15 protein-coding genes are annotated in these 15761 nt (G+C 64.7%); 8 read left to right on the plus strand and 7 right to left on the minus strand.

Translation table 11 applies throughout. The features are described 5' to 3' along the window. Positions 1-173: 173 nt before the first annotated feature. Entirely contained in the window at positions 174-1358 is a 1185-nt protein-coding gene (locus N416_RS0112425; protein WP_036457854.1) for a CdaR family transcriptional regulator, read from the minus strand. A gap of 233 nt (positions 1359-1591) precedes the next feature. On the opposite strand from N416_RS0112425, the gene N416_RS0112430 reads away from it, so the two are divergent. From N416_RS0112430 to N416_RS0112450, 4 genes are all read left to right on the plus strand, one after another. Beyond that, positions 1592-2167: an HdeD family acid-resistance protein gene (locus N416_RS0112430; RefSeq protein WP_024442433.1), complete on the plus strand. Its 576-nt coding sequence runs from the start codon at positions 1592-1594 to the stop codon at positions 2165-2167. A gap of 47 nt (positions 2168-2214) precedes the next feature. Continuing rightward, a complete protein-coding gene (locus N416_RS0112435) occupies positions 2215-2658 on the plus strand; it encodes a hypothetical protein (RefSeq protein ID WP_024442434.1) in 444 nt (147 codons plus the stop codon). A 225-nt stretch (positions 2659-2883) separates the two neighbouring features. Further along, positions 2884-3741, plus strand: a complete 858-nt coding sequence (locus tag N416_RS0112445) for a 3-hydroxyacyl-CoA dehydrogenase (RefSeq protein ID WP_024442436.1) — start codon at positions 2884-2886, stop codon at positions 3739-3741. Positions 3742-3760: 19 nt separating this feature from the next. Beyond that, positions 3761-5524, plus strand: a complete 1764-nt coding sequence (locus N416_RS0112450) for an oleate hydratase (protein WP_024442437.1) — start codon at positions 3761-3763, stop codon at positions 5522-5524. A 25-nt stretch (positions 5525-5549) separates the two neighbouring features. Here N416_RS0112450 and N416_RS0112455 read toward each other — a convergent pair whose 3' ends face one another. The 4 genes from N416_RS0112455 to N416_RS0112470 form a co-directional block, all read right to left on the minus strand. Next, the gene (locus tag N416_RS0112455) at positions 5550-6974 is read right to left on the minus strand and encodes a TIGR00366 family protein (protein WP_231384221.1); all 1425 of its coding nucleotides are present in this window, start codon (positions 6972-6974) and stop codon (positions 5550-5552) included. An 88-nt stretch (positions 6975-7062) separates the two neighbouring features. Then, complete coding sequence (locus N416_RS22160) at positions 7063-7650, minus strand: TetR/AcrR family transcriptional regulator (RefSeq protein ID WP_024442439.1); 588 nt, start codon at positions 7648-7650, stop codon at positions 7063-7065. Continuing rightward, positions 7647-9473, minus strand: a complete 1827-nt coding sequence (locus N416_RS0112465; protein WP_024442440.1) for an NAD(P)/FAD-dependent oxidoreductase — start codon at positions 9471-9473, stop codon at positions 7647-7649. Before N416_RS0112465 ends, N416_RS22160 begins: the two co-directional genes overlap by 4 nt. A 113-nt stretch (positions 9474-9586) precedes the next feature. Next, positions 9587-10510, minus strand: a complete 924-nt coding sequence (locus N416_RS0112470) for an alpha/beta hydrolase (protein WP_024442441.1) — start codon at positions 10508-10510, stop codon at positions 9587-9589. A gap of 79 nt (positions 10511-10589) precedes the next feature. Here N416_RS0112470 and N416_RS0112475 point away from each other — a divergent pair, with 79 nt between their 5' ends. After that, positions 10590-10967 carry a MerR family transcriptional regulator gene (locus N416_RS0112475; RefSeq protein WP_024442442.1) on the plus strand — a complete coding sequence of 126 codons (378 nt, stop codon included), beginning with the start codon at positions 10590-10592 and terminating at the stop codon, positions 10965-10967. A gap of 70 nt (positions 10968-11037) precedes the next feature. Beyond that, positions 11038-11793, plus strand: a complete 756-nt coding sequence (locus N416_RS0112480; RefSeq protein ID WP_024442443.1) for a DUF1295 domain-containing protein — start codon at positions 11038-11040, stop codon at positions 11791-11793. Positions 11794-11802: 9 nt separating this feature from the next. Here the strand turns inward: N416_RS0112480 and N416_RS0112485 are convergent, their stop codons facing one another. Beyond that, complete coding sequence (locus N416_RS0112485) at positions 11803-12624, minus strand: nuclear transport factor 2 family protein (RefSeq protein WP_024442444.1); 822 nt, start codon at positions 12622-12624, stop codon at positions 11803-11805. A gap of 43 nt (positions 12625-12667) precedes the next feature. Continuing rightward, positions 12668-13642: an NADPH:quinone oxidoreductase family protein gene (locus N416_RS0112490; protein ID WP_024442445.1), complete on the minus strand. Its 975-nt coding sequence runs from the start codon at positions 13640-13642 to the stop codon at positions 12668-12670. A gap of 98 nt (positions 13643-13740) precedes the next feature. On the opposite strand from N416_RS0112490, the gene N416_RS0112495 reads away from it, so the two are divergent. Then, positions 13741-14727: an alpha/beta fold hydrolase gene (locus N416_RS0112495; protein ID WP_024442446.1), complete on the plus strand. Its 987-nt coding sequence runs from the start codon at positions 13741-13743 to the stop codon at positions 14725-14727. A gap of 15 nt (positions 14728-14742) precedes the next feature. After that, positions 14743-15741 (plus strand): TIGR03617 family F420-dependent LLM class oxidoreductase, encoded by a 999-nt coding sequence (locus tag N416_RS0112500; RefSeq protein ID WP_024442447.1) that lies wholly within the window; start codon positions 14743-14745, stop codon positions 15739-15741. Positions 15742-15761 lie beyond the last annotated feature (20 nt).

Consider the following 15761-nt stretch of genomic DNA (forward strand, 5'->3'; position numbering starts at 1 on the left):
CGCAACTCGGCCGGGTACCTCTTCGACGTACTCCCTGACATGACTCCATCCTTTCCAAGAAACAGAGTCTCCGGACACGCCGGGGGGATTCAGTCTTGTGGTGCGCCCATGGTGTTCCCTCCGGAGATTCTGTGGACGACGCGACGAGGCTGCACTGATGTGCCGTCGGACCGCTAGCGGCCCTTGACCGTCTCGAATGCGAGGCACAGTTCGGCGAGCTCACGTGGCGCGCTCAGGGAACGTCCGGTGTGTTCTTCGATGCGGCGCAACCTATTTCGTACCGTGTTGGGGTGACAGAACAGTACGGAAGCGGTCTCTGAAATCGACCCATCGTGGTCGAGCCACGCCTCGAAAGTCGCGCACAGACTGAGTTGCTCATCGCTGGGCAGCGAATTGAACGGGCCGAGGATGATTTCGGAGATCTTGCGGGTCACCTCCGGTGCACTGACCGCGGCGATGCCGAGCACCGAATCGTCGAACGCACACACGTTGCCGTTCTGTTGGGCTGGTGCCGCCTGGGCTACCCGGGCATAGCGCAAGGACATCGCGGTGTCGGCGAGATCGTTGAACACCGGGCTGACGCCGATGTTGGTGGTAGCCACGCGCCTGAGCAGGTCGATGACTCGCGACAGCGAATCGTTGGAAGGGAGGTGGGCGATACCGATCTGCACGTCGGGAAGCAGTCGCCATGCGGAGTGCACGTCCAGGCCGGCCAACATCGCCGTGGCGCTGCGGAGAGCTTGCTGACCGACTTTGGGCAATCCCGCGGCGATCACGATGTAGGGACCGTGGGCCGGCAGTCCCAGCAGTTCCGCGACATCCCAGAGGCTGTACTCGCCCAGAGCTCGACCCTGCAGCAGCGCTTCGGTCAGGGCCGCCTGTTCGGCGGCGTCGTCGATGGCGAGTTGTGTTGCGGTCTCGTGGTAGGCGGTGGTCATGGCCTCGGTGTAGCGGTCCTGTGCGTCCCAGAACCGTGCGGTAGCCGACAGCAGAGTCGCCGGACTGATATCCGGATTGTCGGCGCAGAACTTCATCATCTGGTTCCAGACGGTATGGCTGGCAACCCGAAAGGCGGCCACCACCGCGGATCGCGGTACGCCGCTTCGAGCTCTCAGCCGGCCGGTGTCCGCAGCCGGCGAGGTGTCGAAGGACGTGTGGTTCTGCAGCGCGCGGAACACAAAATGCATGTTGTCGGCCGCCGATTGCCCAAGTTCCTCGTCGGAAACTACGGCATTATTCCGATAGAAGGCGACTTCCGTGCGGACTTGGCCGACGATCTGGCGGCCCAGCTCTTCGACGCGTGATTCCAGCAGAGCCCCGAGCTTATCGAGCGCAATGTCGGGTTCGGGGTTGGTCATGCTGGGCATTGTAGGGGGCCTATACGCGGTTGTACCCGTGGACAGTCAAGACCTTGAATCCGTGTTCCCACGGCTATGGGCAGGTTCGAAATAGCTTCCTAGCATCGAGAAGTGTTATCGCAAGACCTGCGTTGGCACCCTCTTCGCTGTTGAGGATTTTTCTCCTTATGCAACTCTCCGGGAAGGACTTGGAATCAGTCATGCCTGAATCACCGTCGGCGACACCCGCCACCATGATCGGAGTTCTTTGGCGAACGGCTATCGCATGGGGTGTGCTCGCGGTCATCTTCGGAGCGCTCATGCTGCTGTGGCCGACAATCACCGTGGTCGCGGCCTCAGTGCTGTTCGGTGCTTACCTGCTGGTGTCGGGGGTGGTGCAGGTGATCGCCGCATTTGGCGTGGAAATTTCGGGTGGTAGTCGCATCTTGCTCTTGATCAGCGGAGCGCTGTCGGTGATTCTGGCGATCATGGCCTTCCGGCATTTCGAGGAAGGCTACGGAGTCTGGCTGCTGGCCACCTGGATCGGCATCGGCTTTGTTTTCCAGGGGATCTCGGAGGTCGTCGTGGCGGCGAGCTATCGGGATCTGCCCGGGCGTGGCTGGCAGGTCTTCGGGGGAGTGGTCACCGTTGCGGCCGGCATCGTCACCCTGGCTTGGCCGATCACGTCGATCGTGACGCTGGCTCAGGTCACCGGAGCTTTCCTGATCGTCATCGGCATCATGCAGATCGTGAAGGCCATCCAGCTGCGCACTGGCGCGAATGAACTGACCCACGATCTGGGCTTGGATGGGCGCTACGCGCATCAGTGACGACGGGGCAGATACCTCAAGTGAATTCAATGATGAAAGGGATATAAATGGCACTGTCTGACCAACTCGCCAAGCTGAGCGCGCAGGCGAAGTCGCTGGAGGACGCCGCGGCCGCAGTATCGTCCAAGAACCGGGCATGGCTGGCCCAGCGAGAAGCGGAGGTACGGGCGACGCTGGACGAGACGCAATCTGCGACCAAGGCTGCGGTCCAGGAGACCAAGGACGACGTCGCCGCAGGCTGGCACGACCTTCAGCAGTCGGTGTCCGACGGCGTAGCGTCGATCAAGAACAAGGCGGACAAGCGGCGTACCGAGCACAAGGCCAAGCGGGCGGACCGCGCCGCCGACAATGCCGAGATCGACGCCGAGGACGCGATCGCCTTCGCTGTCTACTCGCTCGAAGAGGCCGAATACTACGTGCTGGCGGCTGCGCAGGCGCGTATCGACGCAGACGAGGCAGAGCTGGAAGCGGCAGCCAAGTCCACCGAGTAGCACGCTGGAGTGACTTCGCCGTCGGGTGCCGCCGTTCGTTGATCCGGTGTGCACCCGGCGGGCGATGTCGTTGCCGCAGAGCAACCAACTCCACGGGGGCACCTCGCTCGAGCGCGTCTGCGCGAAAGATGTGCCGGGATATGTTCGTACCGATGTATACCGGTCGATCCCGACCAGTGACGCAGCCGATCACGCGCATGTGGCGTGAAAGAACGGAGGAATCCCTTGGCTACGCAGATTCGCAGCGTGACCGTACTCGGTGCCGGCGTGCTCGGCGCGCAGATCGCATTCCAGTCCGCGTTCAAAGGTTTGACCGTGGTCGCCTACGACATCAACGACCAGGCATTGGCGGCCGCCCGCCAACGTTTCGACGGTTTGGTGCAGACCTATGTCACCGAGGTAGCCGACGCGAAAGATGGTGCAGCGCAGGAAGCCCTGACGCGATTGACTCTCTCCAGCGACCTGGGTGAGGCTGTCGCTGATGCCGATTTGGTGATCGAGGCCGTTCCTGAGGTGCTTTCGCTCAAGCAGGAGACCTACCAGAAGCTCGGCAGACTGGCGCCGCCGGAGACCATCTTCGCCACCAACTCCTCGACCCTGCTGCCCAGTGATCTCAAGGACTTCACCGGTCGACCGGACCGGTTTCTGGCGTTGCACTTCGCAAACCGGGTGTGGCAGTTCAACACCGCAGAGGTGATGGGCACCGATCAAACCGATCCGGCGGTCTATCAACAAGTCGTCGAGTTCGCCCGGGCTATCGGGATGGTTCCGATCGAACTGCACAAGGAGAAGGCGGGTTATGTGCTCAACTCGCTACTGGTGCCGTTCCTCAACGCCGCTCTCGAACTGGCGGCTGGTGGCTACGCCGACCCGGTCGATGTCGACACCACGTGGCGGATCGCCACCGGAGCGCCGGTCGGACCTTTCCAGATCTACGACATCATCGGCATGAACACGCCCTACAACATTATGGCGCATGGCAGTCCGGCGGATCAGAAGCTCGCGGCCTGGCTCAAAGAGAACTACATCGACAAGGGCAAACTCGGAATCGCCTCCGGCGAAGGCTTTTACAAATACTCCTGAAACCCCCTCGAAAGGCAGCATGTACTACAGCAGCGGCAATTACGAAGCATTCGCACGCCCGCGCAAGCCTGCCGGGGTCGACGACAAGACCGCCTGGCTCGTCGGCGCGGGCCTCGCGTCAATGTCGGCCGCTGCGTTCATGATCCGGGACGGACAGATGAGCGGTGAGCAGATCACCATTATGGAACGGCTCAAACTGCCCGGCGGCGCCCTCGACGGAATCAAGGAACCCGAGAAGGGATTCGTCATTCGCGGCGGCCGCGAGATGGAAGACCACTTCGAATGCTTGTGGGACCTGTTTCGCACGGTACCGTCGATCGAGGTCGACGGCGCCAGCGTCCTCGACGAGTTCTACTGGCTCAACAAGGACGACCCGAACTTCAGCCTGCAGCGTGCCACTGTCAACCGCGGGCAAGATGCCCACACCGAGTGCAAGTTCGCGCTGAGTCACGCTGCACAGCAGGACATTCTCAAAGTCTTCCTCGCCACCCGCGCGGAGATGGAGAACAAGCGGATCGACGAGGTGTTTGGCAAGGATTTCCTGGCCAGCAACTTTTGGCTGTACTGGCGCACTATGTTCGCGTTCGAGGAATGGCACAGCGCGCTGGAGATGAAGCTGTACCTGCACCGCTTCATCCATCACATCCACGGGCTGCCCGATCTGTCGACCCTGAAGTTCACCAAATACAACCAGTACGAGTCGTTGGTGCTGCCGCTGTACAGATGGCTGCTGGACCAGGGTGTGACGTTCGAGTTCGACACCGAGGTCACTGACATCGACTTCGAGATCACCGCGGACCGTAAGCAGGCCAACCGAATCCACTGGATCCGCGGCGGTATCGGCGGCGGCGTCGATCTTGGACCAGATGACCTCGTGTTGACCACCATCGGCTCGTTGACGGAAAATTCCGACAACGGAGATCAACACACCCCGGCCAAACTCAACACCGGACCGGCGCCCGCCTGGGACCTGTGGCGGCGGATCGCCGCCACGGACCCGTCATTCGGGCGTCCCGACGTGTTCGGTGGCGACATCCCCAAGACCAAATGGGAATCGGCTACCGTCACCACCTTGGATCACCGTATCCCGGAATACATTCAGAAGATCTGCAAACGAGACCCGTTCAGCGGCAAGGTGGTGACCGGCGGCATCGTCACGGCGCGCGACTCGAAGTGGTTGCTGAGCTGGACAGTCAACCGCCAGCCACACTTCAAACAACAACCGAAAGACCAGATCGTGGTGTGGGTGTACTCGTTGTTCGTCGACGTGCCCGGGGACTACGTCAAGAAACCGATGCAGGACTGCACCGGCGAGGAGATCACCCAGGAATGGCTCTATCACCTCGGTGTTCCGGAAGCCGAGATTGCTGAGCTGGCGGCCAACGCGGCCAGGACGGTGCCGGTGATGATGCCCTACGTCACCGCGTTTTTCATGCCGCGCCAGGCCGGTGATCGGCCCGATGTGGTGCCCGACAAGGCGGTGAACTTCGCGTTCATCGGACAGTTCGCCGAGACCAGCCGGGACTGCATCTTCACCACCGAGTACTCGGTGCGTACCGGCATGGAGGCCGCATATCGGTTGCTGAACATCGAACGGGGCGTGCCCGAGCCGTTCGGATCCACCTACGACGTGCGCAAGTTGATCGAGGCGTCGCTGCATCTGCGCGACGGCCAGGAGATGCAGTTGCCGGTGCCGGAGATCTTGCGCAAGCGAATGATGGCCAAGGTGACCGACAACGAAGTCGGCGCGCTACTGGTCCAGCACGGTCTGCTCGCGGAGTAGCGGCTCGGGTTCGCCGAACAAGCTCTCAGATGATCCACGGCGCAATGATCGTCATCGCCCCCAGGACCACCAACCCGATGACGAACGCCACGATCGTAAAGCCCATCACCTGACGGACATTGAGCTTCGCGATCGCCAGCAGTGGCAGCAGCCAGAAGGGCTGAATCATGTTCGCCACGCCCTCGCCGACAGCAACGGCCATGGATACCAGGCCGAGATAGGCCGGTGACTGCTGGCCGATCGCCAGCGCAGAGTCGACGGCGATCGGGCCCTGCACGGCCCAGTGCCCGCCGCCGGACGGCACGAACAGGCTGATGATCACCGAGCCGATAAAGGTCAGGAACGGCAACGTGTACTCCGTCGCGCCGTTGACCAGCGTCTGGGCCAGTAGCGTCTGCAGCGGCTTGGACCCCTCGGCGCCCTGGTACGCCAGCAGTCCGACCAGGCCCCCGTAGAGCGGATATTGCAGCAGCAGCGGGCCAGAGACCTTCGCGGCACCGGTGAATGCCCGGATGAAGCGAATCGGCGTGCGGTGCAGCAGGGCGGCGGTGATCGTGAACAGCATGATCATCGACGAGATGTTCAGCGCGAAACCACTGGTCACGAAATACGTGATCCCCGCCGCGAACAGCAGCACGTTGAGGATCCACTGATTCTCCAGCCATTCGGCAAATGTCTTGCCGGCCGGGATCTCAACGGCCGCTGTGTCGTCTTCGAACACCGCGGAATCGGGGGGCAGGCTTTCCGACGGCTCCATCCGCCACACCGCGAGCGCGAGCACCCCCAACACGATGAGCGCCGACAGCCAGCTGTACGGCTGGAAAATGGTCTGGCTCAACGGCACGGTGAATCCGGCGATCTTGTGGATCACGTTGATGGGGCTGCCGGCATCGGTGTTCGCCAGCGCGATCGACGACGAGAGTCCCTGCGTCCAGACGATGAAGCCCATGAACGCCGCGGCGATCAGGTAGCCGAAATGCGAGTCGGGGAAACGTCGCGCGACCTGCCGGGCCACCAGCGCACCGGCCACCAGGCCCAGGCCCCAGTTCAATAGGGACGCAGCGGCACTGACGGTAAAGCACAGCAGCGCCCCCTGCACCTGGTTGCGCGGCACAGCCGCGACGCGGACGATCGCCCGCTTCAGCACGGGGGCTTCGGCCAGCGTGTAGCCGGTCACCAGGATCAGGGCCATCTGGAAGGCGAACGTGAAGATGTTCTGCGGCCCCCAGACCCCGGCGTACCAGGCCGTCAGCATGCCGCTGGCCGATGCGCCGCGCACCAGAGCGGCGACCATCCCGGCGACGATCAGCGTGAGGATCACGGCGAACAGGTACGGGTCGGGCATCAGGCGCTCGACGTAACGGACACTGAGCCCGGTGAGCGATTGCATGACGCCTCGGCGTTGCGTCGGCTGCTCAGTCATCGCGCCGTCTGCCCGTAGCTCGGTCATTGCGCAGCCTCTCGTCGGAAAACCGCTCGCATTGCGGTCGCTCGTGCTGTGCCACGATAAATCCCGCCGGCGCTCGGGCCGGGGGTTTTCAGCGCATGGTGGCGTGCAGCGCGTCGGTCATCGCTTCAATGGCAGCCTCGCGCTCCAGTGGCCAGCCGTCGACCAGCCACAGGTGCATGAAGGAATCGACCATGGTGTACATCATCGCGATGGCCAGCCGCAGCTGGGCCTCGGTGGCATCGGGCATGGCATCGGCCTCGATCCACTCGGTGACGTTGTCCTCCATGGTGGCTCGATGCGCCGCGGCGAACTCCGGGTCGGCCGCCCGCGCCTGATGCAGTGCCATATAGAGCTGCGGCGCGGAGGTGTAGAAGTCGACCACCTTCTCGAAGAACGCTCTGATCGAGGGCCGTCCCGATCTGCCGCCACGCGGGGCGTCCTGCTGGGACCAGACGGTCATGCGGGTATTGCGCAGTTCGCGCAGCACGGCAGCTTTGGAGTCGAAGTGCAGATAGAACGTCGCCCGCCCGATCCCGGCCCGGCGAACGATGTCGTCGATGGTCACTGCGACATAGCCGCGGTCGGCAAACGCCTCCAACGCGGCGGCCATGATCTGGTCGCGGGTCATGGCGCGGTGCCGGTCACGCATCGTGAGTTTCGGTGCAGTGGAAGTCATTTCAGGATCACCCCCTCCAGCTGGCCGGTGGATCGCCACGCGTTCAGCATCGCGAAGAACTCGACAGGCTTGCCTCCGAAATTGGTCGACAGCATGCCGTGCGGATTCTCCCGGTCGCCCTCGGAACTGAGGTAACTCGGCGTGCACTCGGCGTAGAAGGCTTTGGGCTTTCCTGATGCTTGGTCCATCGCGGCCAGCCACTGCTCCTCGGCGGCCTTGGTGGCTTCGATGGTGTTCGCACCCCGCTGCACGAATGTGCTGACCAGGTAGGCGAAATGGCGGGCTCGCTCCTCGGCGGTGTGGGTGTAGTTGGGGGAGACCCCCGATTGGGTGTAGCCCAGGAAGAAGCAGTTGGGAAAGCCGTGGGTCTGTAGGCCGTGCAGTGTCCGCATGCCTTTGGCCCACTTGTCGCTCAGCCGCACATCGTCGCGGCCCACGATCTCGAAGCCGAGCCGACGGGTGAACTCGGTACCCACCTCGAAGCCGGTCGCGAACACCAGTGCGTCGAGTTCGTATTCGATGCCGTCGACCACGACGGCGGTCTCGGTGAACCGATCGACGCCGCGCCCATCGGTGTCGACCAACGTGACGTTGTCCCGGTTGAACGTATCGAGGTACCGGTCGTGGTAGCCGGGCCGCTTGCAGTTCAGCCGGTACCAGGGCTTGAGCGCTTCGGCGGTCTTGCGGTCGCGGACGGTCTCGTCGATGCGGGCGCGCAGCCGTTGCATCGCCACGTAGTCGACGTGGAACAGGAAGTCGGCGATCTCCTCGGGGGTCATCTGCCGGCCGAGGCGCTGAGTCTCGCGGATCACGGCGGGCTCACTGAGTTCCAGGGCCTTCTGCGTCCAGCCGTCGTCGGTGAGATCGAGGTCCATCTCCACCCCGCAGGTGACCCGGGTGAAGTTCTCCATGCGTTCGCGTTGCCAGCCCGGCTGCAGGCTCGCCGCCCACGCCGGGTCGGTGGGCCGGTTGCCCCGCACCGAGACCGTGCTCGGGGTGCGTTGGAAGACGTAGAGCTGGCGCGCCCACTCTCCGAGGTGCGGGATGCACTGCAGCCCAGTGGAACCGGTGCCGATGACGCCGACGCGCTTGTCGGACAGCTTGGTCAGCCCACCGGATTCGTCGCCGCCGGTGTAGCCGAAGTCCCAGCGGCTGGTGTGGAAGGTATGCCCGCGGAATTCGTTGATGCCGGCAATGCCCGGCAGTTTCGGCCGGGTGAGCGATCCGGGCGAGACCGCGACCAGCGTCGCGGTGAACGCGTCTCCGCGATCGGTGGTGATCTGCCAGCGCTTGGCGGCGTCGTCCCAGTGCAGGCCGGTGACCGTGGTGCCCAGCAACGCGTTGTCGTAGAGGCGGTAGTGCTTGGCGATGTTCTGCAGGTGTTCGCGGATCTCCGGGCCGTGCGCATAACGCTCGGTGGGCACGTAATTCAGCTCTTCGAGCAGTGGCAGATAGATGTAGGACTCGACATCGCACTGCACGCCGGGGTAGCGGTTCCAGTACCAGGTGCCGCCGAAGTCGCCGGCGGTGTCGATCATCCTGATGTCGTCGATACCGGACTCCTGGAGCCGCGCGGCGGCGATCAGGCTGCCCAGGCCGGCGCCGATGATCGCCACCTGGACGTGGTCGTGCACCGGGTCGCGCTCGACGCGTTCGGTCCACGGGTCGTCGGCGTAGTGCGAGAAATCGGCGGTGACCTCGATGAACTGGCCCACGGCGTCGGGACGCAGCCGTTTGTCGCGTTCGAGTGCGTACTTCGCCCGGACCCATTCGGGGTCGTACTCCGCTGGCTGCGGTCCCAGGGAGCTGGCCGTGGGGGGCATCGCCTCGTGCTCCTTGCGTCATCGAGATCTCACTGGACATAATGTCCAGTGAATAGACTAGGCGATAGCTGGCCAGACGCAACGTATATTCCTTGGGCTCAATTCGGCGGCCGTCAGCGCCGAGCTGGGAGAGCGGCGGCGATGTCCTCGAGGGCCCGGGCCGCGTCGTCGAACGGCCAGCGCATGAACTCGTGGATCATCCCGTCGTAGCGATTGATGGTGGTGGGGACACCCGCTTGTTGGAGTCGGGCGCCGTACTGTTCGCCCTCGTCGCGCAGGGCGTCGAATTCGGCGGTGACGATGAACGCCGGAGGAAGCTGCTCGAGGCTGGGGGCCAGCAGCGGCGAGACGTGAGCATCGAGCTTTTCGTGATCGCCGTTGAGGTAGTGGTTCATGAACCACTGCTGGGTCGCTCGACTGATGTTCCCGTACCGTCCCGCGAATTCTTGGATGGAAACATTCGATCGCCGAAAATCCAAGTCCGGGTAGATCAATACCTGGTGTGTGATGGCCGGGGCACCGGCGTCGCGAGCCATCAGCGCGACCACAGCTGCGAGATTTCCGCCGGCACTGTCACCGGCGACAGCGATGTTTGTGCCGTTGGCGCCGATTTCGCCCGCGTGCCGGCCCACCCACTGCGTGGCGGCGAAGCCGGCGTTGATCGCTGCCGGGTACTTGTGCTCGGGGGCCAGGGGATAGTCGACCGAGACGACGACGCGGCCGGTGCGGTTCGCCAGCGCCCGGGCCAGCCCGTCGTGGGTGTCGAGGTCGCCGAGCACAAAGCCGCCGCCGTGGAAGAAGACGATCACCGAACGCCGTTCCTCTGGTTGCGGGTGGTAGATCCGAACCGGCAAATCGCCGGCTTGCGTGGAGATGATGTGGTCGCAAACGCTTGCGACGGCTTCCCCGGTGCCCAGGCTTTCGGTCATCAGACGCATGGCCTGCCGGACCTGCTCCGGGGCGAACGTGTGCAGGTCGGCAAAGTTACTGCCGGCCAGGCGTTCCAAATGGGCTTGGACCTGCGGATGTAGTGGCATGGCGCTGGGTGTCCTTTCTTAAGCGGCGCTTCGTCGCTAGTCTCTGACTTGAACCACGCTTCAAGTCAAGGGGATGGTGATGCTGGACATTGCTGAGGTGGCGAGTCGATCCGGTCTGGCGTCATCGGCGCTGCGGTTCTACGAGCGGCGCGGGCTGATCAGCTCCGGTGAACGCAACGGCCTGCGCCGCACCTACGAGCCGGCGGTGCTTGACCGGCTCGCCTTGATCGGCTGTGCCAAAGCGGCCGGATTCACGCTTGCTCAGATCGAGCGCTTTCTGCGGGCCACGCCCAGTGACACCGAACTACGTGCACGAATGGCTGAGAAGGCTCGCCAAGTCGACGACGAAATCGCCCGCCTCACCCGCATGCGCGACAGCCTCACTCACGCGGTGACCTGCACCCATACCCCACTGGTCGAGTGCCCGGAGTTCAAGGCGCGCATCAGCGAGTCCTAGCAGCTCGTCGGTTGTAGGGACCGTTTGATGTGCTACTACTGCCTAGCATCCTTCGATGAGAGGTTCCGCCATGGCCGGTCTGTATCACGCCGCTGTCGTCTTCCTGATCGTCTTGACGGTCGTCACCTTCGCCAGCAGCTTCTGGTTCACCAATCCTTATGGCCGCTTCGCGAGTCCGGACGATCGCTTCACGCTGCCGGGAAAGATCAGCTGGCTGATGTTCGAGTGCCCGCAATGGTGGGCTTTTACCGTGACGTTCTGGCTGGTGGCGCACTCGCATGGGGCGCCGGCGATCGTGTTGTACGCACTGTGGCAGTGCCACTATCTCTACCGCGGGTTGATCTATCCGCTGAGCCGCAAGGGCGATGACAAACGCTTCCCGGTCTCCGGTATCGCCTTTGGCTTCGTCTTCAACGCCGTCAACGGATTCGCCAACGGTTACGCCGTGGCGCTGGCCCCGCACTTGCAGCAGGAGCGTTGGTTTGTCGACCCCCGCTTCATCGTCGGCCTGGCCGTGGCCGTGATCGGCTGGGGAATCAATTTCCAGGCCGATCGCATCCTGATCGGCCTGCGCGCCGACGGCAGCAGCGGGTACAGCATCCCGTACGGCGGGGTGTATCGCTGGGTGTCTTCGGGCAACTACTTCGGTGAGCTCGTCCTGTGGGCGGGCTGGGCGATCATGGCCTGGACTCTTCCGGGCCTGATCTTCCTGCTCTTCTCCATCGCCAACCTGGGGCCCAGGGCGATGGCCACCCACAAGTGGTACCAGCAGAAATTCCCCGACTACCCGCCCAACCGTAAGGCGATCATTCCCGGCGTACTGTAGGTGTCCGCCTCAGATATAGAGGCGGACAGCGGAAATCTCGCCCCGGTCCGCGCCCGCTGTGGAGAACTCGAACAACCCCACCCCGCGGCGGCCGTCCAGGTGCACCGTCGCAGTGACGGTGTGCCCTGCGGCCAAGAGCTTTTCGACGGCCAGGTGCCGCGCCGTTGCGACGAACTCGGCGACCGAGGTCTCCGAAACACCGTCCGGACTCAGCGTGGCATGGGGAGTCAGCTGCGCCGAAACCGCCGCCGCATCACCGTGCGCCAGCGCCGCGACAAGGTCTTCGACCCGACGCTTACCGCGCTTTCCCACCCCGGAAAGGCCGCGCAGGAATCCAGCGCAGCCAGAAAGGCCTTGGTGCCGAATCAGCTGCGGGCCCAGGATCACCGACGCCAGCAGGCCACGGCCACCGGAGGTAAGGAGCTGCCCGACCATCTTCTGCAGCTCCCAGTGCGCGAACAACCGCTGGATCTTCAGCGAGCTGTCCGGCCCCTGCGAGACCAGGTCATAGCGCAGGTGCATCGGGATATGCATGGTGACACCCGTCGACATTGTGGTGTGCACCGTCAGGTCTCGGAGCACCGACATGCCGGCGACCACGTCGTTCTGCACCTCAAATGCGATCGTGTTAGGCGCGATGAAGGTGTCGAAGAAACGTCCGATGGCGGCCGTGCCGACATGGGGCCTCGAACCGACCGGATCATTCACCTGGCCGTCGGCGGTGAAAATTCCGACCCACGCCGACTTATCGTGCACCGCAACAGCTTTCGGGGACCGCTCTACGGCGTCGAGCAGTGCACTGGCACTGTGCGAAGAACGCTGGTCCGACATCGGAACTCCTCTCGTTTCGAAGACCGCTGAGAATTAACGCCGCTCAGTCACGCATCCGCAGCACGACCTTGCCGGCCGCGGTGCGATTCTCCAGTGCCGCCAACGCATCAGCGGCCCGGTCGAGGCCGAACACATCCGGTTGCGGCGCGGCCACCTTCCCGGAGGCCAGCAACGGCTCCAACGTCTCCCATTGGCGCTCCAGCTCACCCGGATGCGACATCACCCACGCGCCCCAACCGACGCCCACCACGTCGATGTTGTTGAGCAGCAGCCGGTTCACCTTGACAGTCGGAATGTCGCCACCGGTGAAGCCCACCACTAACAGCTTTCCGCCGGGGGCCAGCGAGCGCAGCGAGTCGGTGACACGGTCACCGCCCACCGGGTCGAGCACCAGGTCCACGCCGCGCCCGCCGGTCAGCTCGGCCACCGCCTCTCGGAACCCGTCGGCGAGCACGGTGTCGGTAGCGCCCGCAGCCCGGGCCACCTCGGCTTTAGCCTCCGTGGAGACCACCGCGATCACCCGCGAGGCCCCCAGCGGTGCGGCCAGCCGCAGCGTGGAGGTGCCGATCCCGCCGGCGGCGCCGTGCACCAGCACGGTGGCGCCTTCGGCCAGCCGGCCGCGGGTGGTCAGCGCGAAGAGCACCGTCAGGTCGTTGAACAGCAGCCCGGCACCGGCCTCGAACGACACCGTGTCCGGCAGCTTGAACACCTGCGCGGCGGGCACCGCGATCACCTGCGCCATGCCGCCGTTGAGCATGGTCAATACCGCCACGCGGTCCCCGGGGCGCACATGCGCGTCGGCCGGGGCGCTGCGCACCACGCCGGCAGCCTCGCCGCCTGGCACGAACGGCGGCTCCGGCTTGTGCTGATAGAGCCCGCGGGACTGCAACACATCGGGAAACGCCACTCCGGCGGCGTGGATGTCGATGACCACCAGGCCGGCACCGGCCGGTTCGTCTAGGTCGACTACCTGGGCAGCTGCCGGTCCGTCGAGTCGGGAAATCTGTACCGCGCGCATGGGCGAACCCTTCGTCAGAAGTGCTTTTCCGAAAACCTAGTCCACGCAGGCGTATGCTCGCGATGCGGCAGCGTTGCCGCATTTCCGATGAGGTGGCGATGAGTGCTCAACGGTCCGGTCGGCGGCGAAGTGCCGGCATGTTCCCGGTGGAGTTGCCGCCGGCCCGCACCATGGCGGTCCGGGCAGCCGACGGAACCAAGCTGCACACCCAGGTCTTCGGGCCGGCCGACGGGTATCCGATCGTGCTGGCGCACGGCATCACCTGCGCCATCCGGGTGTGGGGACCTCAGATTGCCGACCTGAGCGCCGATCACCGGGTGATCGCCTACGACCACCGCGGCCACGGACGAAGCGGGGTGCCCAAGCGCGGCGGATACAGCCTGACGCACCTGGCATCCGATCTCGATGCGGTGCTGGAGGCCACCCTGGCGCCGGGAGAGCGTGCCGTCATCGCCGGACACTCGATGGGCGGTATGGCGATCAGCGCCTGGTCAGACCGCTACCGGCACCGCGTGCAGCAGCGTGCCGATGCGGTAGCGCTGATCAATACCACCCTCGGCAACCTGCTGGCCGAAGTCGAACTGTTCCAGGTGCCACCGCCACTGCAGCGGGCCCGGGTGCAGGCAGCCCGTCGCGGGTTGCTGGCCTTTGGCAACGTGCCGATCGTCGGCCCGGCGAACCTGGCGGCTCGGCGATTCGTACACATGCTTGCCGTCGGCGGCGAGGCCGATCCGTGGGTCACCTCGTTGATCTGCGACCTGTTCGCCAAGACGCCGGCCGCAAGCCGCGGCCACTGGGTGCGGGCGCTCGTCGACGCGCTCGGTCCGGCGTCCTTCATCAACCTCGACGGTCTGACCGTGCCCACCCTGGTCATCGGCAGCACCCGCGACCGATTGTTGCCGCTGGCGGCTTCGCAGCGAATCGCTGACGCCGCACCCAATCTCGCCCGGTTCGTCGAGGTCAGCGGGGGCCACTGCTCGATCCTGGAGCACCCTGTCGCGGTCAACCGTGAGCTTCGCGACCTGGTGGACCTGGCCACCGGATCCACCGGCGGCTTGGCCGTCGGGTCCGAAATCAGTTCATAGGGCTTCGGAGCCGCGTTGAGAGTTCTCACGGCCCTCAGCGGGCTGACCGGTGTCGTCGATCAGGCACGCGAGCTGCGCGACGCCGGCGTCGGCGGGGTCTTCACCTTCGAAGGTCCGCACGATGTGTTCGCACCGTTGACGTTGGCCGCCGGTGTGGGCGGCCTGGACCTGATGACCAACGTCGCGATCGCCTTCCCACGCAATCCGATCCATTTGGCGCACCAGGCCAACGATCATCAGCTGCTCAGTGGCGGGCGATTCGTCCTGGGGCTGGGTACCCAAGTGCGTGCGCAGATCGAGAAGCGCTTCGGTGCGGACTTCGACCACCCGGTGGACCGCATGGTCGAGCTGGTCGCGGCGCTGCGGGCGATCTTCGAAGCCTGGAACACCGGCGCCCGCTTGGACTTTCGGGGTGACTACTATCGGCACACGCTGATGACGCCGACGTTCAGCCCCGGACCGAACCCGTACGGCCCGCCACCGATCTACGTCGGCGCGCTGGGACCACGGCTGACCCGTGCGGCCGCGACGCACGCCGACGGCCTGCTGGTGATGCCGTTCTCCACCAAGCGATTCCTGCATGAGAGCACCATGTCCGCGGTGCGCGCAGGGCTTGCCCAATCCGGACGTCGCGCCGAGGATTTTGCGGTCGTGCCGGAAATCATCGTGGCCACCGGCGCCACCGACGCCGAGCGGGAAGCCGCCGAAGCCGCTACCCGGATGTTGCTCGGCTTCTACGCATCGACTCCGGCGTATGCGCCGGTGCTGGCCGCGCACGGCTGGCAGGATCTGCAGCCCGAGCTCAACGCGCTGTCCAAGCAGGGCCACTGGGCGCAGATGGGTGCACGGATCACCGACGAGATCCTGCACACCATCGCCGCATGCGGTACTCCGGCGCAGGTGGCCGCGCGAATCCGCGACCGGGTCGACGGAATCGCCGACACCGTCTGCGTTTACCAGGCTGCGCCCATCGCCCCGGCGGTCGTCGGGGCGATCGTCAGCGAGCTGGGCTGACGGGACAACCCGCTTAGCGC

The sequence above is a fragment of the Mycobacterium sp. UM_WGJ genome (assembly GCF_000455125.1).
GTDB lineage: Bacteria > Actinomycetota > Actinomycetes > Mycobacteriales > Mycobacteriaceae > Mycobacterium.

Bases quoted from the DNA above. Each gene is read 5' to 3' on its own strand.
- N416_RS0112465 (WP_024442440.1), bottom strand. From the start codon at position 9,473: ATGCCCCCCACGGCCAGCTCCCTGGGACCGCAGCCAGCGGAGTACGAC.
- N416_RS0112450 (WP_024442437.1), top strand. From the start codon at position 3,761: ATGTACTACAGCAGCGGCAATTACGAAGCATTCGCACGCCCGCGCAAG.
- N416_RS0112470 (WP_024442441.1), bottom strand. From the start codon at position 10,510: ATGCCACTACATCCGCAGGTCCAAGCCCATTTGGAACGCCTGGCCGGC.
- N416_RS0112475 (WP_024442442.1), top strand. From the start codon at position 10,590: ATGCTGGACATTGCTGAGGTGGCGAGTCGATCCGGTCTGGCGTCATCG.
- N416_RS0112480 (WP_024442443.1), top strand. From the start codon at position 11,038: ATGGCCGGTCTGTATCACGCCGCTGTCGTCTTCCTGATCGTCTTGACG.
- N416_RS0112485 (WP_024442444.1), bottom strand. From the start codon at position 12,624: ATGTCGGACCAGCGTTCTTCGCACAGTGCCAGTGCACTGCTCGACGCC.
- N416_RS0112455 (WP_231384221.1), bottom strand. From the start codon at position 6,974: ATGACCGAGCTACGGGCAGACGGCGCGATGACTGAGCAGCCGACGCAA.
- N416_RS0112430 (WP_024442433.1), top strand. From the start codon at position 1,592: ATGATCGGAGTTCTTTGGCGAACGGCTATCGCATGGGGTGTGCTCGCG.
- N416_RS0112495 (WP_024442446.1), top strand. From the start codon at position 13,741: ATGAGTGCTCAACGGTCCGGTCGGCGGCGAAGTGCCGGCATGTTCCCG.
- N416_RS0112490 (WP_024442445.1), bottom strand. From the start codon at position 13,642: ATGCGCGCGGTACAGATTTCCCGACTCGACGGACCGGCAGCTGCCCAG.
- N416_RS0112425 (WP_036457854.1), bottom strand. From the start codon at position 1,358: ATGACCAACCCCGAACCCGACATTGCGCTCGATAAGCTCGGGGCTCTG.
- N416_RS22160 (WP_024442439.1), bottom strand. From the start codon at position 7,650: ATGACTTCCACTGCACCGAAACTCACGATGCGTGACCGGCACCGCGCC.
- N416_RS0112435 (WP_024442434.1), top strand. From the start codon at position 2,215: ATGGCACTGTCTGACCAACTCGCCAAGCTGAGCGCGCAGGCGAAGTCG.